This window comes from Candidatus Nanopelagicales bacterium (genome assembly GCA_041393815.1).
Lineage (GTDB): Bacteria > Actinomycetota > Actinomycetes > S36-B12 > JAWKJK01 > JAWKJK01.
Map to the genome: position 1 here is coordinate 259,146 of JAWKJK010000004.1, position 21,785 is coordinate 280,930.

Consider the following 21,785-nt stretch of genomic DNA (forward strand, 5'->3'; position numbering starts at 1 on the left):
GAGCGCGACGCTGGGGCCATGACGCAGAACGACTCCACCACTCCCGGGTACGGGGCGCCCCCCTACCCCACCCCTCCGTACGCCTCCCCCGCGCCGCCGCGGCCCCCGCTGCGCCGCAGCCGGGACGACCGCGTCGTCGCCGGTGTCTGCGCCGGGACCGCCCGCAGTCTGGGCCTGGACCCGGTGGTGCTGCGCGTGCTGGTCGTGGTGTTCACCCTGTTCGGCGGGTTCGGCCTGCTGCTCTACCTCGCCGGCTGGCTGCTGATCCCGGTCGAGGGCAGCGACACCAGCGAGGGCGCGGCCCTCGTCTCCGAGGCGCGCGAGCCCGGCTCCCCGGTGCGCACGACCCTGGTCATCGTCGGCACCGTCCTGGTGATCCTGGTCGGGCTCGGCCTGCTGGCCGGCGCGCTGTCCGACGGCTGGGGCTGGTGGCCGTGGTGGGGCGTCAACCTCACCGGCCCGATCGGCGTCGTCGTCGTGATCGCCCTGGTGGTGTGGCTGGTGCGCCGCGACCGCGCCGCCGGCCCCGCCCCGACCCCGCCGTACGCCCCGACCCCGCCCTACGCCCCGACCCCGCCGTACGCCCCGACCCCGTCGTACGCCCCGTACGCCCCCACCGGTCCGTCCGGACCGGCCGCCGCTGACCCGACCACCCCTGCCGGAACGGAGAGCACCGTGACCGCCCCGACCACCAGCCCGCCCGCAGCGGGCCCGACCGCACCCCCCGCCGGCAGCCCCGGCTCGACCGTGCCCCCGGCGGGCGCGTACGCCTCCCCGGGCTACCCCGGCTACGGCGGCTACGGCGGCTACGGACCGCCGCCCACCCCGGCGCCGGTACCGCCCGCGCCGCCGGCTCCCCGGCGCCCGCCGTCCTACCTGGGCGCCATCACGCTGAGCCTCGCGGTCATCGCCGCCGGCATCCTCGGTGCGCTCGCCGTCACCGGCGCGGCGGACATCCCCGCCGTCGTGGTCCTCGCGGTCCCGCTCGGCATCCTCGGGCTCGGCCTGGTGGTCGGAGCCTTCGCCGGCCGCGCCCTGTGGCTGATCGCGATCGCGCTGCCGCTGCTGCTGGTCACCCAGATCGCGTCCCTCGTCCCCGCGAACGTGAGCGACACGTGGAAGGCAGGCGTCGGCGAGCGGTCCTGGCGGCCGCTCACCGTGGCCGAGGCCGAGGCCGGGTTCGCGCTCGGCATCGGAGACGCCCGTCTCGACCTCACCGCGCTCGACCTGAGCGGGGAGGCCCCCGCCGCGTCACCCGGGACCACGGTCCCCGACGACGCGGCCACCGGAGACGCGACCACCGGAGACGCGACCACCGGCGAACTCGCCGACGCGGCCGAGCCGGTCGAGGTCAGTGCCGAGGTCGGCACCGGCCAGCTCGTCGTCGTCATCCCCTCCGACGCCACCGTGGTGATCTCCGCCGAGGTCGGCCTGGGCGAGCTGTCCCTGCCGACCTCCGTGCCCGGAGCGCGCGAGACCACCTCGGGCAGCAACGTCGACCAGACCCTCACCCTGTCCCCGCTCGGCGGCACGTCCGCCGGCACCCTCGAGCTCGACCTGCAGGTCGGCCTCGGCAACCTGGAGGTGCGTCGTGCAGCGTCATGACCTCAGCCTGACCTCGCTCATCGCCGGACTGCTGTTCCTCGCCCTGTCGGTGGCCTACGTGGTGGGCGCCTACACCGACGTACGGCTGGACCCGCGGCTGTGGTTCCCGCTGACCCTGGTGGGCCTCGGCCTGGCCGGCCTCGCTGGCTCGATCGCCGCCTCCAGCCGGGCCCAGCGCCGCGCCGCGCTGGCCGAGTCGGCCTCGACCGACGATGCGGCGACCACCGCCACGTCGGGCGCGTCGGCCGAGGACTGAGCCGGCGCACCGCTCCGCACGACGGCGGCCGGTCCCCTCGAGGGACCGGCCGCCGTCGTCGTACCGCACTACCAGACCAACGTGACCGGCAGGGTGACCGGGCCGGGATCCTCCGGGACCCGCAGCCGCAACGCCCCCGGCCGGCTCTCGAACCGCAAGCGGACCGCTGAGGTCCGGCCGGTGCTCGCCGTCGACCGCCACCGGGACGTCGGCGGGGTCGCAGTCGATGACCACCTCGGGCGCGCCGAACGCCGCCGCGAGCATCGACTGCGTGACCGCCGTCCGGGCCAGGTCCCACATCCGGGTGAGCAGCCCGGACTCCGCGCCGATGCCCGCCCCGCCGACGTAGACCCACACCTCCCCCGAGTCCAGCCGTGGCCGCAGCCGCTCCCCCGGGGCGAACGTGGTCGCGTACGCGTTGTTGACGACCATCAGCGCACCGGCCGTGGCGCCGGGCACGACCGCCACGGACGGCGCGGAGAGCGTCAGCTTCGACGACCGGTCCGGCGCGTGCTCCAGCGCCTGCGCCGCCGCCCCGACCAGTGCGGAGACCTTGTGGTCGCGGTAGTCCGGCTTCGACACGGCGCTGGCGTACACGCCCAGCGAGACGTTGTTGAGGAACGTGGACCCGTTCACGGCGCCGACGTCGACGTGCCGCTCGTACTCGTGGTCCAGCGACGCGGCCAGCACCCCCGCCGGGTCCTCCAGGTCCAGGCCGAGGTCGAGCGCGAAGTGGTTGCGGGTCCCCGCGGGGACCACGACCATCGGCAGGTCCGCGGCCATGGCCACGTTCGCGACGGCGCACAGGGTGCCGTCGCCTCCGGCCGCCAGCAGCAGGTCCGCGCCGTCGCTCACCGCCGCGTCCAGCACCGGCGCGAACCGCTCGCCCGGTGCGACCACGTGGTGCCGGATGCCGCGCTCACGGGCCACCGCGAGGATCGCGTCCTGGGCCTTCCCGCCCCCCGACCCGGAGTTGACGAGCAGGAACGGGTTCATCACGACCTCCGACAGCGGGCCCTCGGGTGGGGCCGCGCCGACGGTACCCCCGGCCCCCGCGCCCGATCACCCGCAGGGACCAACGGCACTCCGGACCGGCCCGTGGCAGCCCTAGCCTCCGGCCATGACCCGGCCGTTCGGGGGACGCGCCCTGCTCGCCCCGCTCCTCCTCACCGCCCTGCTGACCGCCGCCTGCACGGGCGACCCCGTGCCCGCCGCGTCGGCCTCGTCCGCGGCGACCGGGGGCGGCGGGTTCGCCGCGACCGGCTCCGCCTCCGCCGAGGCGACCGGCTCCGCCGGCTCGACGTCCCGCGGCGGCACGCCGGTCGGCCCGGGGTCCGTCAGTGCCCCCGACGTACCGCCGGCGCCCACCGTGGGGCTTCCGCCGTTCGCCCGCCCGGCCGAGCTGGCCGCCACGCTGGCCCAGCAGACGGCTCCCGGCGCCGCACGGGCGGAGCAGGCCTGGCTGCGCGCCTACGCGTACGCCGGCGTCCCGGTCCTGGCCGCCGACGGCACCGCCGTGGTCGGGACCGAGGGCGACCCGGTGGGCCCGGGCTGGTGGGAGGTCTGGATGCTCACCGCCGCGCAGCCCGTGCAGGGGGTCCGCCTCACCGACGCGCTGGCCGTCCTGATCTCCCCGGAGGACCGTCCGCCGACGACCGGGGAGGAGGAGGCGGCGGCGCGGGGGCTGCTGGCCGACCTGAGGGCCGCCGCCACCTCCGACGACCCGGACGCACGCTTCACCGCCGCCTTCCTCGATGCCAAGGCACGCCAGGCCGGCACGCCCACCAGCCTGCTGGCGCCAGACGTCGACCTGCAGCGCGCCTGGCTGGACCAGGCGACCGTCCACCTGCTGTCGTGGATCACGCTGCGCGACCTGCTCGCCTCGGCCGACACGGGGCCGGACGGCGGCCGCGGGACCGCCGTCGGCGTGCACGTGGAGTCCGCCGCGTCCCGCCCCCTGGCGGCGATCCGCACCCAGGCACCGGCCGCCACCCCGTGCTCGCAGATGTGGGGCTCGGAGCAGACGACGTACGTCACCAACTGGCTGACCGGCAAGGTGTTCGGGGGCGCGAACCTGCCCGGGCTCAACGTCAAGGGCGTGATCAAGGCGATCCAGGAGCTGAACCCGCACATCGTGTCCGACGCGCAGCTGGGCAAGTTCGAGAAGTTCGCGCAGCGTGTCAACGCCGTGGCGACGGTCGCGTCGATCCTCATGCAGTACGCGTCGTTCACCATCTCCGGCGGCTCGGCGGAGAACCTGCTGCGGACCCGGACCACGACGAACGGGGAGCGCGTCGACAACCGCATCGACCTGGCGATGGACCCCGGCCACCTCCCGGACGGCAACGACAAGACGTTGTGCGCGCTCAGCTTCCTGCTCAACGCCGCGGGGATCTCGTTCAACTTCCCGCCCGAGGGCCCGGTCAGCGGCGTCGAGGTCGTCATCACCGGGGAGGACGGGTTCGGCGAGCGGGTGCTGTTCGCGGACATGAACCAGCTCAAGCAGGACACCGGGCCGGACGGCAGCGTGCCGGTGAGCATCCTCGGAAAGGCGCAGAAGAAGGAGCTGCCGGAGGACACGCCGCAGGTGCAGAAGGAGTACACGCTGTCCGTCGAGGCCACCCCGGAGCCGGTCGACGGCAACTCGCTGTTCAACGCGGCGTTCGACGGGCTGTCCTTCGCCGCGGCCCCCACGCCGTTCTCCGCGCTGGCCCTGGTGCTGGACATCGCCAAGACGTTCCACTGGGACCTCGGCGAGCAGGTGTGGCCGATGACCGACTGGCAGCCGGACCAGTACCGCATCTCCGGGACCGAGGAGGGCGTGTCGTTCACCGGCCTGGTCTGCGACCTGAGCAAGCCGTTCTCGGCGCGCGGCGCGGGCAAGGGCGTCACCGTGAACCTGCGGTTCTCACCGACGTCGCGCGAGGCGGGCTCGTGGTCCTACACCGGCGGTGGCGGCGGGATCTCGATCAGCGGCTCGGGTCGCTACACCGTGTCCGTCGACGCCGACGGGACGGCGGGCACCATCGACATGAGCGGCGCCGGGCAGGCCGGCGGCGCCTCCAAGTCCTGGGACAACCCGCTGCAGCTCACCGGGACCGACTCCGGCTGCGAGCGGTAGCGCGGGCAGCGGCGGATCAGGCGTCCCGGGCCTGGCGGGGGAACGTCCCCTCGTCACGGGCGGTCCACCCGTCGTCCGCCGGATCCCAGCGCCGGGTGGACACCGACACCTCCACGTCGTCGGCGTCGAGCACGTGGAACGCGTTGGGCTCCTCCCCCCGGACCCGGTCGCTGAGGGCCGTGCCGGTGACCACCGACAGCACCGGCCAGCGCCGGCCATCGCCGGCCTTGAGCTCGACGCGGTCGACCACCGGCTCGTGCGTGTGCCCGGACAGCAGGACGTCGACCCGTGAGTCGGCCACCGCCTGCAGGATCCGGTCGCGGCCGATCACGCTGACCCCCGAGCCGTGCACCAGCGGGTGGTGGGTGACCAGGACCCGCAGGTCGGCAGGGGGGGACGAGCCGAGGGTGCCACGCACCCGAGCGGCGTCGTTGCGCGAGGCGTAGCCGTCCTTCCAGCGCCACCTCGGCATGGTGGTCACCCCGAGCAGCACCGCCCCGTCGGCGCGCACCACCGGGTTCAGCGGCGAGCCGACGTAGCGCTCGAACTTGCCGAACGTACGGAACATGCGCTGGTGCACCGCGTACAGCGGGGTGTCGTGGTTGCCGGGCACCACCAGCCGCTCGCCCGGGAGCCGGTCCAGGAACGCGACCGCCGCCCGGAACTGCGCGGTCCGCGCCCGTTGGGTGAGGTCGCCCGATACGACGACGACGTCCGGTGCGAGCAGCCCGACCTCGGCGACCAGCGCGTCGGCCACCGCCTGCACGTCTCGCCCGAGGTGGATGTCGGACAGGTGGACGATCCGCAGCCCGGCCCGACCTCCGGTCACTCCCACTCGATGGTGCCCGGCGGCTTGCTCGTGACATCGAGGACGACCCGGTTGACCTCGCGCACCTCGTTGGTGATGCGGGTCGAGATGCGGGCGAGCAGGTCGTACGGCAGCCGCGACCAGTCCGCCGTCATGGCGTCCTCGCTGGACACCGGGCGCAGGACGACCGGGTGGCCGTACGTGCGCCCGTCCCCCTGCACGCCGACGCTGCGCACGTCCGCGAGCAGCACGACGGGGAACTGCCACACGCCGCGGTCCAGTCCCGCGGCCGTGAGCTCCTCCCGCGCGATCGCGTCGGCCTCGCGCAGCAGGTCCAGCCGGTCGCGGTCGACGGCCCCGATGATGCGGATCGCCAGGCCGGGGCCGGGGAACGGGTGCCGCCACACGATCTCCGGGGGCAGCCCGAGCTCGAGGCCCACCTGCCGCACCTCGTCCTTGAACAGGGTGCGCAGCGGCTCCACCAGCGTGAACTGCAGGTCGTCCGGCAGGCCGCCCACGTTGTGGTGGCTCTTGATGTTCGCGGTCCCGGTGCCCCCGCCGGACTCCACCACGTCCGGGTAGAGCGTGCCCTGGACGAGGAACTCGACGTCCTCCCCGTGCTCGCCGGCCTCCGCGACCACCGCGCGGGCCGCCTCCTCGAACACCCGGATGAACTCGCGGCCGATGATCTTCCGCTTCTCCTCGGGGTCGGTGACGCCCGCGAGCGCGTCGAGGAACCGCTGCTCGGCATCGACGACCATCAGCCGCACCCCGGTGGCGGCGACGAAGTCCCGCTCGACCTGCTCGGCCTCGCCCTTGCGCAGCAGCCCGTGGTCGACGAAGACGCAGGTCAGCCGGTCCCCCACCGCGCGCTGCACCAGGGCCGCGGCCACCGCGGAGTCCACGCCGCCGGACAGGCCGCACAGAACCCGCTTGTCCCCCACCGTCTCCCGGACCGCGGCGACGGCCTCCGCGACGATCGACTCCGTCGTCCACTCCGGCTCGATGCCGGCGATCCGGTACAGGAAGTTCTCCAGCACCTGCTGGCCGTGCCGGGTGTGCATCACCTCGGGGTGGAACTGCACGCCGGCCAGCCGCAGGTCCACGTCCTCGAACGCCGCGACCGGGGCGCCGGCCGTCGAGGCGGTCACGTGGAACCCCGGCGGGGCGGAGGACACCGAGTCGCCGTGCGACATCCACACCGACTGGTCCGTCGGCGTGCCGTGGAACAACTCGCCCTCGCCGGTGGTCGTGAGCTCGGTCCCGCCGTACTCCCCGCCGCCGGTGTGGGCGACGGCACCGCCGAGGGCGGCGGCCATGGCCTGGAAGCCGTAGCAGATGCCGAACGTGGGGACGCCGGTGCGCAGCAGCGCCGGGTCGACCTGCGGCGCACCCTCTGCGTAGACGCTGGAGGGGCCGCCGGACAGCACGATGGCCCGCGGCCGTCGCGCCAGCATCTCTGCGACCGGCATCGTGTGCGGGACGATCTCGGAGTAGACCTGCGCCTCACGGACCCGGCGCGCGATCAGCTGGGCGTACTGCGCGCCGAAGTCGACGACGAGGACGGGGTCGAGGTCGGACCGCATGGCGCGCAGCCTAGCCGCGGCACCACGCGGCCCGACCCGAGGGCGGACCTGGTCAGGCGGACCCGGTCAGGTGCACCGGATCAGTTGGTGTTGGTCATCCCCGGGATGCTGAGGCCGAGGGCCACGATCGAGATCGCGTACAGGATCCCGACCACGACGCCGGCGATCGCGCTCCACAGCGCGAACTGCTTGGCCTTGTTCGAGGAGTCCATCGCGCCGGCGACGTCGCCGACGGCCCACTTGGAGTTGACCTGGGCCGCGAAGACGATCGACACGATGCCCAGCGGGAGACAGCAGAAGACGGTGGTCAGGATCGCCCAGACCAGGTAGTTGGGCGGCGGCGTCCCCATCGGCTGGCCGTACGGGGGCGGTGCTGCGCCGTAGCCGCCGGGAGGCGGGGGCGGGGGTGTGGTCGACATGGTCCCTCCGGTCGTGGGGCGCGCGGGGGCGCGGTGCGGATGACGCTAGCGAAGTCCCGCCGTCGTGTGGGGCATTCGACACTCCGCCGAACGACCCATCACTGGGCGCCAGGTCCTCAGCCGTGCCGGATCTCGGCGATCGGCAGCCGCAGCGCCCCCGGGGCGTGGTCGGGCACGACCGGGTTCTTCGGCGCCACCGGCTCCACCCGGACGTAGCGCGAGCCCAGCGGCGGCCGGAGGTCCTCCTCGCCCTTGTTGGGCCACAGCGACATCGCCCGCTCCGCCTGCGCGGTGATCGTCAGCGACGGGTTGACGCCGAGGTTGGCCGAGATGGCGGCCCCGTCGACGACGTGCAGCCCCGGGTGCCCGTACACGCGGTGGTAGGCGTCGACGACGCCGGTCTCCTCCGTCGCGCCGATCGCGCAGCCGCCGACGAAGTGCGCCGTCATCGGAGCGTTGACGTTGTCACCCACGTTGCCGCCGGGGACGCCGTCGATCTTCGCGGCGATCCGGCGGACCACCTCGTTGGCGATCGGGATGTAGGTCGGGTTCGGCTCGCCGTCGCCCTGACGTGAGGTCAGGTGCCAGAAGCCGCCCTTGCGCGAGCCGGACACGTTGAGGGAGTTGTCGACCGGCTGCATGACCAGCGAGATGACGGCCCGCTCGCTCCACTTGCGCACGTTCAGCATCCGGGCGGCGTCGCGCGGGTTGCGGGCCGACGTCTTCAGCCAGGTGCGCCAGCGCGGGACCCCGGGCTCCTCGTCGGTGAGCACCGACTGCAGCAGGCCCATCAGGTTGCTGCCCTTGCCGTAGCGCACCGGCTCGACGTGGGTCTTCTCGTCGGCGTGGAAGCTGGACGTGATCGCGACCCCGCGGGTGAAGTCGTGGTCGGCAGTACGCGCCACCGCGCCCAGGATGGACTCGGAGTTGGTCCGCGACAGCCGGCCCAGGGCCTTGGACAGCCGGGGCAGGATGCCCTCGTCCTTCATCCGGTGCAGCAGCCGCTGGGTGTTGTAGGTGCCCGCGGCGACCACGACGTGCTCCGCGGTGAGCGTGCGGGTCCGGCGCTTGGACCACGCCCCGGTGCGCACGGTGTCGACGACGTAGCCGCCGCCCTCGCGCGGGCGCACCGCGGTGACCGTGGTCAGCGGGTGCACGACCGCGCCGGCCTGCTCGGCCAGGCCGAGGTAGTTCTTGGGCAGGGTGTTCTTCGCGTTGTGCCGGCAGCCGGTCATGCACTCGCCGCACTGGATGCAGCCGGTGCGGGCCGGGCCGACACCGCCGAAGAACGGGTCGGGCCGGGTCACGCCGGGGCCGTCCCCGAAGTAGACGCCCACCGGCGTGAGTCGGAAGGTGTGCCCCACGCCCATGTCGTCGGCGACCGACTTCATCACCAGGTCCGACGGCGTCATGGTCGGGTTCTCGACCACGCCCAGCATCCGCGCGGCCTGGTCGTAGTGCGGCGCCAACTCGTCCGCCCAGTCGGTGATGTCGCGCCACTGGGGGTCCTCGAAGAACTTCTTCGGGGGCACGTACAGCGTGTTCGCGTACACCAGCGAGCCGCCGCCGACCCCGGCGCCGGCGAGCACGACCGTGTCGGGCAGGACGTGGATGCGCTGCAGCCCGGTCAGGCCGAGCTTCGGCGCCCAGACGAAGCGGCTGACCCGCCACGAGGTCTTCGGGTAGGTGGCCTCGTCGAACCGCCGGCCAGCCTCGATCACGCCGACGCGGTAGCCCTTCTCGGTCAGCCGCAGCGCGGTCACCGACCCGCCGAACCCCGAACCCACCACGAGCACGTCGTAGTCGTACCCCTGCGCCATGCGTTGCCCTCCCGAGCCTTCCGGTCGTTCCTGGTGTCCCTCGGACCTACGTCATCCCGATGCGCTTCATCGCCGCGACCGCCCGCGTCAGGGTGTCACCCCACCGCTGGTCGGACCACCCCGGCGGTGCCCCGAAGCCGAGCAGCCGCTGGGTCGCGACCGTCTGCGACTCGGTGTACTTCAGCAGTCCCTCGTCCCCGTGCCGTCGGCCCAGGCCGGAGTCACCCATGCCGCCCATCCCGGCACGGGTGCTGCCCCAGGCCGCGGCGTAGCCCTCGTTGATGTTCACCGTGCCGGCTCGCAGCCGCGCCGCGATCCGGCGTCCGTGCGCGAGGTCGCGGGTGATGACGGCGGCGTTGAGTCCGTACGAGGTGGCGTTGGCGCGCGCGACGGCCTCGTCGTCGGAGGCGACGCCGTGCACCGACAGCACCGGTCCGAAGGTCTCCTCCGAGCAGGCCTCCATCGCCTCGGTGACGTGCGCGAGGACGGTGGGCTCGAAGAAGTACGGGCCGACGTCGGGGCGCGGTCGGCCGCCGGCGAGCAGTTCCGCGCCCTTGGCGACCGCGTCGTCCACATGACCGCGTACGCGGTCCAGCTGGCGCTGCGAGATCAGCGAGCCCATGTCGGCGCCCCACCCGACCCGGGCGGCCAGTCGGATCGCGTGCACTCGCGGCAGGAACCGGGCCAGGAACTCCTCGCGCACGGCCTCGTGCACGAACAGCCGCTCCATCGAGATGCACAGCTGGCCGGAGTTGGCGAAGGCCGCGCGCGTCGCCACGTCCGCGGCGCGCTCGAGGTCCGCATCGGCCAGGACCAGCAGCGCGTTCTTGCCGCCGAGCTCCAGCGAGCAGCCGATCAGCCGCTCGCCGCAGCGGCGGGCGACCTGGCGGCCGGTCTGCGTGGAGCCGGTGAACATGATGAAGTCGGCGTGCTCCACCACCTGCGGGCCGATCACCGGGCCGTCGCCGGCCACCACCTGGACCAGCGACTCCGGCATGCCGGCCTGGGCCATCAGGTCGGTGACCCACAACGCGGTGAGCGCGGTCTGGTTGTCGGGCTTGACGACGACGCCGTTGCCGGCCATCAGGGCCGGGATCGCGTCGCTGGCCGCGAGGGTCAGCGGGTAGTTCCACGGGGCGATGACGCCGACGACCCCCTTGGGGTGGTGCAGCTCGCGGACGCCGACCAGACCGGGGAGGGCACCGCGCTGCCGGCGCGGGCGGAGCAGGCGAACCCCGTCGCGGGCGTAGTGCCGGGCGTTGATGCAGACGTCCAGCAGTTCCTCGAGGGCGTCCCGCCGGGCCTTGCCGGTCTCCCACTGGACGACGTCGAGCCCCTCGTCGCGGCGCTGCAGCAGCAGGTCGTGGAAGCGCAGCAGGATGCGCCCGCGGGCGGCCGGCGGGACCTCGGCCCACTCCCGCTGCGCCCGGCCGGCGGCACGGAAGGCCAGCGCGACGTCGTCGGGGGTCGACTGCGGCAGCCGGTGCAGGGGCTCGCCGGTGAAGGGGGCCAGGACGGTGACGCGGTCGGCCTCCGGGGCCGCGACCAGCCGGGAGTGCAGGCGGGCGACGAGCGCGGGGTCCAGGGGCGGGCCGACGTCGGGCCGTCCCGCCGCGGTCTGCCCGTGCGGGGGCACCACGCCCCGGTCGGTCGGGGCGTCCGTGGCGTCGGGGTCGGCGGGGGCCCGGACCGGCATGCGCGGATGCTACCCGCCGGTAACGTCGCGGAGAAGGGGTGCCGGAGAGTCGGGACCGGAAGGGGGTCAGACCTCGTCGAGGTCGCGGGCGGCCGGCAGCAGCGGCCGGCCGGCCGCGAAGGCCTCGATCTCGGTCATCACCCGGTCGTGGTCCCACCCGAGGACCGGGGCCATCAGCTCGGCGGCGTCGCGCGCGACGGTGACCGCGCTGTCCCGGGTCTCCAGCGCGACCCGCAGCCGGCGGACCAGGACGTCGGACAGCCCCCGGGCCCCCTCGTGCGTGGCGGCCACGACCACCTCGGCCCGCAGGTACGCCTCGTCCGGGTGCAGGGGCAGCCCCAGCGACGGGTCGTCGGCGATGAGGTCGAGCACGTCCGGCGTCCGGTCGCCGTGCCGTCGCAGCAGGTGCTCCACCGAGGCCACGTCCACCCCGGACTCGTCGGCGATGGCCGCCCGCCCCGTCCACATCTCGGCGTAGCCCTCGGCGCCCACGAGCGGGATGTCCGCCGTGCTCGACTCCGGGATGCCGTGCATCCCCAGCTCGGCGAGCTCCTTGACCGCGGCGTCGACGACGTCGGCGGCCATGACGCGGTACGTCGTGTACTTGCCGCCGGCGATCAGGACGATGCCGGGCGCCGGGCGCACGATGCCGTGCTCGCGGGACAGGGTCGCGGTACCGCCGTCGGCCGGCCCGAGGTTGAGCAGCGGACGAAGCCCGGCGTAGACCCCCATCACGTCGGCATGCGTGAGCGGACGGGCCATCCACCGGTTGGCCTGGTCCAGCAGGTACTCCACGTCGTCGACGTCGACGCTCGGCTCGGCCAGGTCGCCGTCCCAGTCGGTGTCGGTGGTCCCGATCAGCCAGTGCCGTCCCCACGGCAGGACGAACAGCACGCTGGTCGGGGTGCGGGTCATCAGGGCGGTGGTCGAGCGGAACGCCTGGCGCGGCACCACCAGGTGCACGCCCTTGCTCTGCCGGACCTCCGCCGTGCCCTGGTCGCCCAGCAGCGACCGGACGGCGTCGGTCCACACCCCGGCCGCGCCGACGAACGCGCGGGCGTGGACCTCGTACGTCTCCCCCGTCTCGTGGTCGTGCAGCAGCGCGCCCACGACCCGCTCGCCCTCGCGCAGCAGCCCGACCACCTTGGTGCGGGTGACGACGGCGGCCCCGCGGGCGGCCGCGGAGCGGGCCACGGCCACGGTGTGCCGCGCGTCGTCGATCTGCGCGTCGTAGAAGCGCACCGCGCCTACCAGGGCGTCCTCGCGCAGGTCCGGCGCCAGGCCGAGGGCCTGCACCTTCGACAGCGTCTTCGGCCGCGGCATGGCACCGCCGTAGGCCCCGATGCGCGACAGCATGTCGTAGAAGTGGATGCCGGCCCCGACGTACGGCCGCTCCCAGCCGCGCCGGGTCACCGGGAAGAGCAAGGGCACCGGCTTGGCCAGGTGCGGCGCGATCCGGTCCAGCAGCAGGCCCCGCTCAGTGAGCGCCTCGTGCACCAGCGCGAACTCGCGCTGCTCGAGGTAGCGCAGGCCGCCGTGCGCCAGCCGGGAGGACCGCGACGACGTCCCGGCGGCCAGGTCGTGCATCTCGACCAGGCCGACGGTCAGGCCGCGGGCGGCCGCGTCCAGCGCGGCACCGGCGCCGACGACGCCGCCGCCGATGACCAGTACGTCCAGGGGCTCCTGCACCGACGTGCCCCGCAGCCGGGCCACCGCGGCCGTCCGGGCGGCGGGATCGAGCCGGTCGGAGCCTTCGTACCTCGGCGTCGTCGGGGGTGCGGCGGGGCGGGCGTCGCCCTCAGCGTCCACGGTCACGCTCCTCACGCTAGACCGGCGGGGGTCCGACGTCGCGTCGTGGTCCGGGCATCGGCCGCGACCGCCGGGCTACGACCAGGGGGACACGACGACCTCGACCCGCTGGAACTCCTTGAGGTCGGAGTATCCGGTCGTGGCCATGGCCTTGCGCAGCGCCCCGACGATGTTCATCGTGCCGTCGGCGGTGTGCGAGGGCCCCTGGAAGATCTGCTCCAGCGACCCGACCGTGCCCAGGTGGACCCGCTCCCCGCGCGGCAGGTCCGCGTGCACCGCCTCCGGGCCCCAGTGGTAGCCGCGGCCGGGCGCCTCGGTGGCGCGGGCCAGGATCGACCCGACCACGACCGCGTCGGCCCCGCAGGCGATCGCGCGCACGATGTCGCCGCTGCGACCCATCGACCCGTCCGCGATGACGTGGACGTAGCGTCCGCCGGACTCGTCGAGGTAGTCCCGTCGCGCCGCGGCCACGTCGGCCACCGCGCTCGCCATCGGCACGCGGACGCCGAGCACGTCGCGCGAGGTGTGCGCCGCGCCGCCGCCGAAGCCGACCAGGACGCCGGCCGCACCGGTGCGCATCAGGTGCAGCGCGGCCTGGTAGGTCGCGCACCCGCCGACGATGACGGGGATGTCGAGGTCGTAGATGAAGCGCTTGAGGTTCAGCGGTTCACCTTGGGACGCCACGTGTTCCGCGCTCACCGTCGTGCCGCGGATCATCAGCAGGTCGACGCCTGCGGCCACCACGTGCGGCGCGAGCTGGGTCGTGCGCTGGGGTGAGATGGCGCCGGCCACGGTGGAGCCGGATGCTCGCAGCTCGGCGACGCGCATACCGATCAGGTCCGGGTCGACCGGCTGGGAGTAGATCTCCTGGATCCGCGGGAACACCCGGTCGGCGGGCAGTTCGGCGATCTCCGCCAGCAGCGGCTCGGGGTCCTCGTACCGGGTCCACAGCCCCTCGAGGTTGAGCACCCCCAGGCCGCCGAGCCGGCCGACCTCCATCGCGGTCGCGGGCGACATGACGGAGTCCATCGGGGCCGCGACGATCGGGGTGTCGAAGGAGTAGGCGTCGATGCGCCAGGTCGTCGACACCTCCTGCGGGTCGCGGGTGCGCCGGCTCGGGGCGATCGCGACGTCGTCGAACGCGTACGCCTGGCGCCCGCGCTTGCCGCGGCCGATCTCGATCTCGTTCACGCGCCTGCTCCGACCTGGTCAGCGGGGACGGTAGTTGGGGGCCTCGACGGTCATCTGGATGTCGTGTGGGTGGGACTCCTGCAGCCCGGCCGCGGTGATCCGGATGAACCGGCCACGCTCCTTCAGCTCGGGGACGGACCGCGCCCCGACGTAGAACATCGACTGGTGCAGGCCGCCGACGAGCTGGTGTGCGACCGCGGCGAGCGGGCCGCGGTAGGGCACCTGGCCCTCGATGCCCTCCGGGACGATCTTCTCGTCGGTGGGCACGTCGGCCTGGAAGTAGCGGTCCTTGGAGTAGGAGACCCGCCCGCGCGAGGCCATCGCACCGATGGACCCCATGCCGCGGTAGTGCTTGTACTGCTTGCCGTTGACGAAGACCAGCTCGCCCGGGCTCTCGTCGCAGCCGGCGAGCAGCGAGCCCAGCATGACCGAGTCGGCGCCGGCGACCAGGGCCTTGGCGATGTCGCCGGAATACTGCAGCCCGCCGTCGCCGATGACCGGGACCCCGGCCGGGCGGCACACCTGCGCCGCCTCGTGGATAGCCGTGATCTGCGGGACACCGACGCCCGCGACCACGCGGGTGGTGCAGATGGAGCCGGGACCTACGCCGACCTTCACGGCGTCGACGCCGGCGTCCACCAGGGCCTGCGCGCCGCTGCGGGTGGCCACGTTGCCGCCGATGACCTGCACGTGCCGGGTGGCCGGGTCGGACTTCAGCCGGCGCACCATCTCCAGCATCAGCCGGGCCTGGCCGTTGGCCGTGTCCGGCACGAGCACGTCGACACCGGCCTCGACCAGCGCGGTGGCCCGCTCCCAGGCGTCGCCGTAGAAGCCGACCGCCGCAGCGACGCGCAACCGGCCCTCTGGGTCCTTGGTGGCGTCGGGGTACTGCTCGGACTTCACGAAGTCCTTGACCGTGATGAGCCCGGCGAGGCGGCCGTGCTCGTCGACCAGCGGCAGCTTCTCGACCTTGTGCTTGGCCAGCAGCGCCGCCGCATCGTCCCGGGAGATCCCCACCGGTGCCGTGACCAGCGGCATCGGGGTCATCAGCTCGCGCACCCGTCGGTGCGGGAACTCCGACGGCGGCACGAACAGCAGGTCCCGGTTGGTGATGATCCCGAGCAGGGTGCGGTCGTCGGCCACGACCGGCAGGCCGGACACCCGGTAGGCGCCGCACAGCCGGTCCAGCTCGTCGATGGTGGCGTCGGGCCCGACGGTGACCGGGTCGGTGACCATGCCCGACTCCGACCGCTTCACCATGTCCACCTGCTTGGCCTGGTCCTCGATGGACAGGTTGCGGTGCAGCACCCCGATGCCGCCGTTGCGGGCCATCGCGATGGCCATCCGCGCCTCGGTGACCGTGTCCATCGCCGCAGACACCAGCGGGACCGCCATCTCGACGTCGCGGGTCAGCCGGGTCGCGGTGCTCACCTCCGACGGCAGCACGTCGGTCTCCCCCGGCTGCAGCAGCACGTCGTCGAACGTCAGGCCCAGCGGGCCGAAGGTGTCCGGGAGCTCGGGGTGGTCCATGGGCGGTCTCCGGGGCGGTCGGGGCAGTCGGGGCGGTCGGGGCGGTGGGGCCGGGGCGCGCGCTCAGGCTACCCGCGGCCGCGTCCACCCTTCTCCCCGCGCCCAGACCGCTGTTGTGGTGCCGGTTGCGTGCGCTACAGCGCACGCACCCGGCACCACAACGGGAACGCACGGGGCTCGGGGGCCGCGGCCCGGGGCTCAGTGCAGCAGGCCCCAGCGGAAGCCGAGGGCCACCGCCTGGGCCCGGTCGGCCGCGCCGAGCTTGCGGAACAGCCGGCGCGCGTGTGTCTTCACGGTGTCCTCGGACAGGAACAGCTCCCCGCCGATCTCGGCGTTGCTGCGCCCGCGGGACATCCCGTCGAGCACCTGCCGCTCCCGGTCCGTGAGCGCGGGCGGCGACCCGCCGGGCCGGTGCTGGACGCTCGGCCGCGGCGTGGTGCACAGCGCCAGCGCCACGGTGGAGAGGATCTCCTCCCGGGTCGCATCCTTGGCCAGGTAGCCGTGGGCTCCGCCGGACACGGCCCGTGCTACCCCCTCCGCGTCCTCGCCGAGGGTGAGCATGACGACCGTGGCCTCGGGGTGCGCCGCCAGCAGCCGCCGGGTCGCCTCCAGGCCGCCGATACCGGGCATCCGCACGTCCATCAGGATCAGGTCCGGCCGCTCCAGGGGGTACCGGGCCAGGGCCTCCTCGCCGCTGCCGGCCGCCGTCACGCGCTCGACACCGGGCGCGGCCGACACGACGCGGCGGACCGCCTCGCGCGCCAGCGGGGCGTCGTCGCAGACGAGGACGGTGGCCACGTCGGGTCCTCTCGCCGGCGGCCGCGGATCGGCCGTACACCCACAGGTGTCGGCATCCGCGGGCCGGAACTTCAGTCCCGCCGCCCCACGATCGGCTGGTCGCCCGCCGCGGGCCCCCGGGTCAGCCCCCGTCCGCCACCTCGGTGAGCACCGCCGCCACATCGGGGCGGGCCAGCCAGGCCTCACGGTCCGTGGGGTCGAGGTCCTCGGCGATGCGACGTACGGCCTGCCGGGCGACGGCCAGGCAGCGCTGCGACTCCTCCGGCCCGGAACCGGCCAGCAGTGCCGACAGCACCGCCCGGGCGGGCCAGACCAGCGGCAGCGCACCGAGGCTCTCGGCCAGGGAGGCGCTACGGCGCAGGGTGTCGGCCGCGTCCTCGTTCTGGCCGCTCTGCACCTGCGCCACCCCCAGGAACAGCAGTCCCTTGGCCACGTGCCGAGGCGCCCCCGAATGCTCGGCCAGTGCGATGGCCGACTCCGCGTGGCCCCGCGCGGCGTCGGCGTCGTCCCCGAGCAGGTCGACCTCGGCGCGCACCCAGTCCAGCCGGACGCGCTGCCGCCACCACTCGCGCCGGCCCTCCGCCAGCCGGACGGCCTGCCCGAGCTCGGTACCCGCGGTCGCGATGTCCCCCAGACCGACGGCGTCGGCGGCCAGGCCCAGGTGCGCGTCGAACTGCGCCTCGGCCGCGTGCTCGGCCAGGTCCAGGGCGCGGGAGTCGTGCTCGCGGCCCTCCGCGTGGCGGCCCATCTGCCGGTAGACCGACGCCATGGTCGCCGCCGCGAGCGCGGCGAAGACCCGGCGCTCGGGCTCCTGCGGAGCGTGCTCGGCCAGCGGGCGGAGCACCTGCAGGGCACTGCCGTAGCGGCCGGCCGCGGTCAGGCATACGCCGAGGAGCCAGTCGGCGGCGGTCGCCTCGGCCTCGCGGTCGCCGCCGCGGGCGAGCTCGCGCGCGCGTTCCAGCGGGGGTATGCCCGCGGCCGGACGGCCGTGGAACGCCGCGCGTTCGCCCGAGCTGAGCAGCCCGGTGAGCTCGTCGTCCAACGCGCGCTCCCCTCGACGCCGCGAGGCTACCGGAGCCACCACCCCACCCCTCGCCCCCCGACGGAATGAGTCCCCACGTCGCTTTCCGACCGAATCCAGCGCGTCAAGCGACGTGGGGACTCATTCGGCCGGAGGAGGGTGGGCCGCTACGTGCGGGGCGACGCGGGGCGACACGAGACAACGTGGGGCGCCGGCGGTACGCGCGTCAGGCGCCGACGGCGCGGGCCAGCCGGATGATGGCGCCGGTCAGGTCGTCCACCCGCTCCACCCGGTCGGGCAGGACCGGGCCCCAGCCGGGTCCCGCGGCCAGCACCGCCGGGGCCGGCCGGCAGTCCGGGATCGCGTCCAGCACCGCGGTGTCGGCCGTGGCCTCCAGCTGGGACCACACCAGCACGGCGCCGGGACCGGTACGCCGGACCGCCTGGACCAGTGCGTCCGCGGGGACCCGGGCACCGAGCATGCGTACGCCGATCCGGCGCTCGGCCAGCCCGGCGGCGACGGCGTGCAGCGGCAGGCTGTGCAGCTCGTCCGGCGCACTGGCCAGCAGGATCGGACGGACGTTCACCGGAGTCCCCATCGCGCCGACCAACCCGGTGAGGGCGGAGGCGATCGCGTGCGAGAGCAGGTGCTCGACCTCCACGCCGCGGCCGGTGTCGGCCCACTTCTGTCCCACGCCGCGCAGCACCGGCACGGCCAGGTTCTCCCAGGTCCACACCACCCCGCGTCGATCCAGGGTCTCGGCGACGATCGCGGTGCAGGCCGTCCCGTCGAGCGCGGTCGCGGCCCGGGCCAGTCCCCGCGCCGCCGGCAGCCCACCGGGCAGCGGGACCACCTGGCCGCCTCCCGCGGGCGACTCCGCTGTCCCGTCGCCCCGTCCCCCGGTACGCGCAGGCGGGGCCGGCGGCGACCAGGCGATCACCCCCGCGCCCGGCTCCGGATCCAGCGCCAGCGCGTCGCGGGCGGCGTCACCGGGCGGGACGCCCTCCAGCACCAGCCGGCGCATGTGCTCCAGCCGGGCCAGGTCGGCGGCGGTGTAGCGACGGTGCGCCCCGGGGACGTGCTCGGACGGACCGAGACCGTAGCGGCGGTCCCACGTGCGCAGCGTCGCGGGCGCCACCCCCAGTCGGCGGGCCACGGTCGCCACGGACAGGCCCGGGCCGGGGGCCTCGGCCCCGTCGCCCGGGCCCCGCGTGGGAACCACTCCGCCGGAGTTCACGTCGCCATGGTGGGGCCCGGCGCCCGGTCCCGCCACCGCAGACGCGCCGAGGGCGTGACTCGATCCGCGCCGCCGGCGGCCCGCGCACCACCTCCCGGGAACTAGTTCATAGATTGTTCATACTTTCCTCTTGACCAACTTCTGCATCGATATCTAGGGTGGAGTCCACACCACAGCAGCACCCCGCAGACACAGGCAGAGCCCCGCAGACCCCGAGCCCGCGGACCACCCGCGGACCTGGCCACGAGGAGGACCCGATGGCGGACGTCTCCCGACTCCCCGGCCCCAACGCCGACTTCTGGGACTGGCAGATGCAGGCGGCCTGCCGCGGTGAGGACCCCAGCCTCTTCTTCCACCCCGAGGGCGAGCGCGGCCCGGCCCGGCTGGCCCGCGAGCTGGCCGCCAAGGCGGTCTGCGCGTCTTGCCCCGTGATGGCCCAGTGCGCCGCGCACGCGCTGAGGGTGCGCGAGCCGTACGGCGTGTGGGGTGGGCTGACCGAGGACGAGCGCGAGTCGCTGCTGCGCCGCCGGCGCCGGATGGCCGAGGCCTCCTGACGACAGCGGGTCCCGGCAATCCCGCCCGGTCCCTGCTCCACTCAACACCCGTCCATCCCCCGAGCCCGCGGGCGTCCCTCCCTCCCCCCTTCCGGGACGTCCGCCCCTCCCGATCCGTCCCGGGCGTCTCCCCCGACCCACGGCGAGACCCCCGCACGGGACGGACGACACGAAGGCCCGGTCCCCTCACGGGGGCCGGGCCTTCGTGCGTGCGCGAACGCGCGGGCGCGCCCTAGTGGCTGTGCCCGTGGTGGGAGTGGCCGTGGCCGTGCTCGGCCTCGTCCTCCTCCTCCGGCTTCTCGGCCACCAGCACCTCGGTGGTGAGCAGCATGCCGGCGATCGACGCGGCGTTCTCCAGCGCCGAGCGGGTGACCTTGACCGGGTCCAGCACGCCCGCCGCCACCAGGTCGCCGTACTCCTCGGTCGCGGCGTTGAAGCCGTGACCGACGGGCAGCTCGGCCACCTTGGCGACCACGACGTAGCCCTGCTGGCCGGCGTTCTCGGCGATCCAGCGCAGCGGCTCACTGGCCGCCTTGCGGACCACCGAGACCCCGACCGCCTCGTCACCGGTCAGGCCCAGGGAGTCGTCGAGGACGTGGGCCGCCTGCACCAGCGCGGTGCCGCCCCCGGAGACGATGCCCTCCTCGATCGCGGCGCGCGTCGCGGAGACGGCGTCCTCGATCCGGTGCTTCTTCTCCTTGAGCTCGACCTCGGTGTAGGCACCGACCTTGATGACGCAGACGCCGCCGGCCAGCTTGGCCAGCCGCTCCTGCAGCTTCTCGCGGTCCCAGTCGGAGTCGGTCCGCTCGATCTCGGACTTGATCTGCGCGACCCGGTCCGCGACGGCCGCGTGCTCGCCGCCGCCGTCGACGATGGTGGTGGTGTCCTTGGTCACGACCACGCGTCGCGCCGAGCCCAGGACCTCCAGGCCGACCTGGTCGAGCTTGAGTCCGACCTCGGGCGAGACGACCTGCGCCCCGGTGAGGACCGCGATGTCCTGCAGGATCGCCTTGCGGCGGTCGCCGAACGCCGGCGCCTTCACGGCCACCGACGGGAACGTGCCGCGGATCCGATTGACGACCAGCGTCGACAACGCCTCGCCCTCGACGTCCTCGGCGATGATCAGCAGCGGCTTGCCGGACTGGACGACCTTCTCCAGCAACGGCAACAGCTCGGAGACGCTGGCGACCTTGCCCTGCACCAGCAGGATCGAGGCGTCCTCGAGGACGGCCTCCATCCGCTCGGCGTCGGTGACGAAGTACGGCGAGATGTAGCCCTTGTCGAACTGCATGCCCTCGGTGAACTCCAGCTCGAGGCCCATCGTGCTGGCCTCCTCCACGGAGATCACGCCGTCCTTGCCGACCTTGTCGAAGGCGTCGGCGATCAGGGTGCCGATGGCCGGGTCCTGGCTGGAGATGGTCGCGACCTGGGCGATCTCGTCCTTGCTCTCCACCTCGCGGGCGGCCTCGATCAGCTCCGCGGTCATCGCGGCCACGGCCTTGTCGATGCCGCGCTTGACGTCCATCGGCCCGGCGCCGGCGGCCACGTTGCGCAGGCCCTCCTTGACCATGGCCTGGGCCAGCACCGTCGCCGTCGTGGTGCCGTCACCGGCGACGTCGTTGGTCTTGGTGGCGACCTCCTTGACGAGCTGGGCGCCGAGGTTCTCGTACGGCTCCTCCAGCTCGACCTCGCGCGCGATGGTCACCCCGTCGTTGGTGATCGTGGGCGCGCCCCACTTCTTGTCGATGACGACGTTGCGGCCGCGCGGCCCCAGCGTCACCTTCACGGCGTCGGCGAGGGCGTTGACGCCGCGCTCCAGGCTGCGGCGGGCTCCCTCGTCGAACTCCAGGATCTTCGGCATGCGCCTCTTCCTCGGTCGGTGGTGACGACACCGCCCCGGTGACCCGGGTGCGGGCCGCCCGGGGCGGTGTCAGGTGGAACGGGGGTGAGCCGTACGGCTCGGGCGGGGACTAGCGCGTCACTTCTCGACGACCGCGAGCACGTCGCGGGCCGAGAGGATGAGGTAGTCCTCGCCGTTGTACTTGACCTCGGTGCCGCCGTACTTGCTGTAGATGACGACGTCACCGGTCTTGATGTCGAGCGGGATGCGCTTCTCGCCGTCCTCGTCGAAGCGACCGGGACCCACCGCGAGGACCTTGCCCTCCTGGGGCTTCTCCTTCGCGGTGTCCGGGATGACGAGACCGGACGCCGTGGTCTGCTCGGCGTCAAGCGGCTGGACCAGGATGCGGTCCTCGAGCGGCTTGATGGTGACCGACACGGTCTGACCTCCCCCTTGCGGGATGTCTGTGTGCGATGGGCGGGGACGCACCGGCG

General features: G+C 74.1%; 17 protein-coding genes. 3 read left to right on the forward strand and 14 right to left on the reverse strand.

Features of this window, described 5'->3' with window-relative positions:
- Nucleotides 1-18 precede the first annotated feature (18 nt).
- Nucleotides 19-1,605: a PspC domain-containing protein gene (locus R2737_13525; protein ID MEZ5117281.1), complete on the forward strand. Its 1,587-nt coding sequence runs from the start codon at nucleotides 19-21 to the stop codon at nucleotides 1,603-1,605.
- Here R2737_13525 and R2737_13530 read toward each other — a convergent pair.
- Complete coding sequence (locus tag R2737_13530) at nucleotides 1,508-2,857, reverse strand: diacylglycerol kinase family protein (protein MEZ5117282.1); 1,350 nt, start codon at nucleotides 2,855-2,857, stop codon at nucleotides 1,508-1,510. The genes R2737_13525 and R2737_13530 overlap by 98 nt on opposite strands.
- Nucleotides 2,858-2,981: 124 nt before the next feature.
- Here R2737_13530 and R2737_13535 point away from each other — a divergent pair, with 124 nt between their 5' ends.
- Complete coding sequence (locus R2737_13535; protein MEZ5117283.1) at nucleotides 2,982-4,982, forward strand: hypothetical protein; 2,001 nt, start codon at nucleotides 2,982-2,984, stop codon at nucleotides 4,980-4,982.
- A 16-nt stretch (nucleotides 4,983-4,998) separates the two neighbouring features.
- Here R2737_13535 and R2737_13540 read toward each other — a convergent pair whose 3' ends face one another.
- From R2737_13540 to R2737_13590, 11 genes are all read right to left on the reverse strand, one after another.
- Entirely contained in the window at nucleotides 4,999-5,811 is an 813-nt protein-coding gene (locus R2737_13540) for a metallophosphoesterase (GenBank protein MEZ5117284.1), read from the reverse strand.
- Nucleotides 5,808-7,376, reverse strand: a complete 1,569-nt coding sequence (gene guaA, locus R2737_13545) for a glutamine-hydrolyzing GMP synthase (protein MEZ5117285.1) — start codon at nucleotides 7,374-7,376, stop codon at nucleotides 5,808-5,810. The genes R2737_13540 and guaA overlap by 4 nt, the downstream gene beginning before the upstream one ends.
- An 80-nt stretch (nucleotides 7,377-7,456) precedes the next feature.
- Complete coding sequence (locus tag R2737_13550; GenBank protein ID MEZ5117286.1) at nucleotides 7,457-7,795, reverse strand: CD225/dispanin family protein; 339 nt, start codon at nucleotides 7,793-7,795, stop codon at nucleotides 7,457-7,459.
- 116 nt (nucleotides 7,796-7,911) lie between these two features.
- Nucleotides 7,912-9,615 (reverse strand): GMC family oxidoreductase, encoded by a 1,704-nt coding sequence (locus R2737_13555; protein MEZ5117287.1) that lies wholly within the window; start codon nucleotides 9,613-9,615, stop codon nucleotides 7,912-7,914.
- 46 nt (nucleotides 9,616-9,661) lie between these two features.
- On the reverse strand, nucleotides 9,662-11,311 hold the full coding sequence (locus R2737_13560) for a succinic semialdehyde dehydrogenase (GenBank protein MEZ5117288.1): 1,650 nt from the start codon (nucleotides 11,309-11,311) through the stop codon (nucleotides 9,662-9,664).
- Nucleotides 11,312-11,377: 66 nt separating this feature from the next.
- Nucleotides 11,378-13,126: a glycerol-3-phosphate dehydrogenase/oxidase gene (locus R2737_13565; protein ID MEZ5117289.1), complete on the reverse strand. Its 1,749-nt coding sequence runs from the start codon at nucleotides 13,124-13,126 to the stop codon at nucleotides 11,378-11,380.
- A 69-nt stretch (nucleotides 13,127-13,195) separates the two neighbouring features.
- A complete protein-coding gene (locus tag R2737_13570) occupies nucleotides 13,196-14,311 on the reverse strand; it encodes a GuaB3 family IMP dehydrogenase-related protein (protein MEZ5117290.1) in 1,116 nt (371 codons plus the stop codon).
- Nucleotides 14,312-14,329: 18 nt separating this feature from the next.
- Complete coding sequence (gene guaB / locus R2737_13575) at nucleotides 14,330-15,841, reverse strand: IMP dehydrogenase (protein MEZ5117291.1); 1,512 nt, start codon at nucleotides 15,839-15,841, stop codon at nucleotides 14,330-14,332.
- Nucleotides 15,842-16,039: 198 nt separating this feature from the next.
- A complete protein-coding gene (locus tag R2737_13580; GenBank protein MEZ5117292.1) occupies nucleotides 16,040-16,639 on the reverse strand; it encodes a response regulator transcription factor in 600 nt (199 codons plus the stop codon).
- 121 nt (nucleotides 16,640-16,760) lie between these two features.
- Nucleotides 16,761-17,681 (reverse strand): hypothetical protein, encoded by a 921-nt coding sequence (locus R2737_13585; protein ID MEZ5117293.1) that lies wholly within the window; start codon nucleotides 17,679-17,681, stop codon nucleotides 16,761-16,763.
- Between the two features lie 205 nt (nucleotides 17,682-17,886).
- Nucleotides 17,887-18,897, reverse strand: coding sequence for a MerR family transcriptional regulator (locus R2737_13590; protein ID MEZ5117294.1), 1,011 nt, complete (start codon nucleotides 18,895-18,897; stop codon nucleotides 17,887-17,889).
- A 257-nt stretch (nucleotides 18,898-19,154) separates the two neighbouring features.
- Here R2737_13590 and R2737_13595 point away from each other — a divergent pair, with 257 nt between their 5' ends.
- A complete protein-coding gene (locus R2737_13595; GenBank protein ID MEZ5117295.1) occupies nucleotides 19,155-19,451 on the forward strand; it encodes a WhiB family transcriptional regulator in 297 nt (98 codons plus the stop codon).
- A 232-nt stretch (nucleotides 19,452-19,683) separates the two neighbouring features.
- Here the strand turns inward: R2737_13595 and groL are convergent, their stop codons facing one another.
- Together groL and groES are read right to left on the reverse strand one after the other, a co-directional pair.
- On the reverse strand, nucleotides 19,684-21,312 hold the full coding sequence (groL, locus tag R2737_13600) for a chaperonin GroEL (GenBank protein ID MEZ5117296.1): 1,629 nt from the start codon (nucleotides 21,310-21,312) through the stop codon (nucleotides 19,684-19,686).
- A gap of 117 nt (nucleotides 21,313-21,429) precedes the next feature.
- The gene (gene groES, locus R2737_13605; GenBank protein ID MEZ5117297.1) at nucleotides 21,430-21,729 is read right to left on the reverse strand and encodes a co-chaperone GroES; all 300 of its coding nucleotides are present in this window, start codon (nucleotides 21,727-21,729) and stop codon (nucleotides 21,430-21,432) included.
- Nucleotides 21,730-21,785 lie beyond the last annotated feature (56 nt).

What these genes read in the sequence shown, in the direction of transcription:
- groL (MEZ5117296.1), bottom strand. Translation starts at nt 21,312, where the DNA reads ATGCCGAAGATCCTGGAGTTCGACGAGGGAGCCCGCCGCAGCCTGGAG.
- R2737_13560 (MEZ5117288.1), bottom strand. Translation starts at nt 11,311, where the DNA reads ATGCCGGTCCGGGCCCCCGCCGACCCCGACGCCACGGACGCCCCGACC.
- R2737_13550 (MEZ5117286.1), bottom strand. Translation starts at nt 7,795, where the DNA reads ATGTCGACCACACCCCCGCCCCCGCCTCCCGGCGGCTACGGCGCAGCA.
- R2737_13530 (MEZ5117282.1), bottom strand. Translation starts at nt 2,857, where the DNA reads ATGAACCCGTTCCTGCTCGTCAACTCCGGGTCGGGGGGCGGGAAGGCC.
- guaB (MEZ5117291.1), bottom strand. Translation starts at nt 15,841, where the DNA reads ATGGACCACCCCGAGCTCCCGGACACCTTCGGCCCGCTGGGCCTGACG.
- R2737_13595 (MEZ5117295.1), top strand. Translation starts at nt 19,155, where the DNA reads ATGGCGGACGTCTCCCGACTCCCCGGCCCCAACGCCGACTTCTGGGAC.
- R2737_13555 (MEZ5117287.1), bottom strand. Translation starts at nt 9,615, where the DNA reads ATGGCGCAGGGGTACGACTACGACGTGCTCGTGGTGGGTTCGGGGTTC.
- R2737_13535 (MEZ5117283.1), top strand. Translation starts at nt 2,982, where the DNA reads ATGACCCGGCCGTTCGGGGGACGCGCCCTGCTCGCCCCGCTCCTCCTC.
- guaA (MEZ5117285.1), bottom strand. Translation starts at nt 7,376, where the DNA reads ATGCGGTCCGACCTCGACCCCGTCCTCGTCGTCGACTTCGGCGCGCAG.
- R2737_13525 (MEZ5117281.1), top strand. Translation starts at nt 19, where the DNA reads ATGACGCAGAACGACTCCACCACTCCCGGGTACGGGGCGCCCCCCTAC.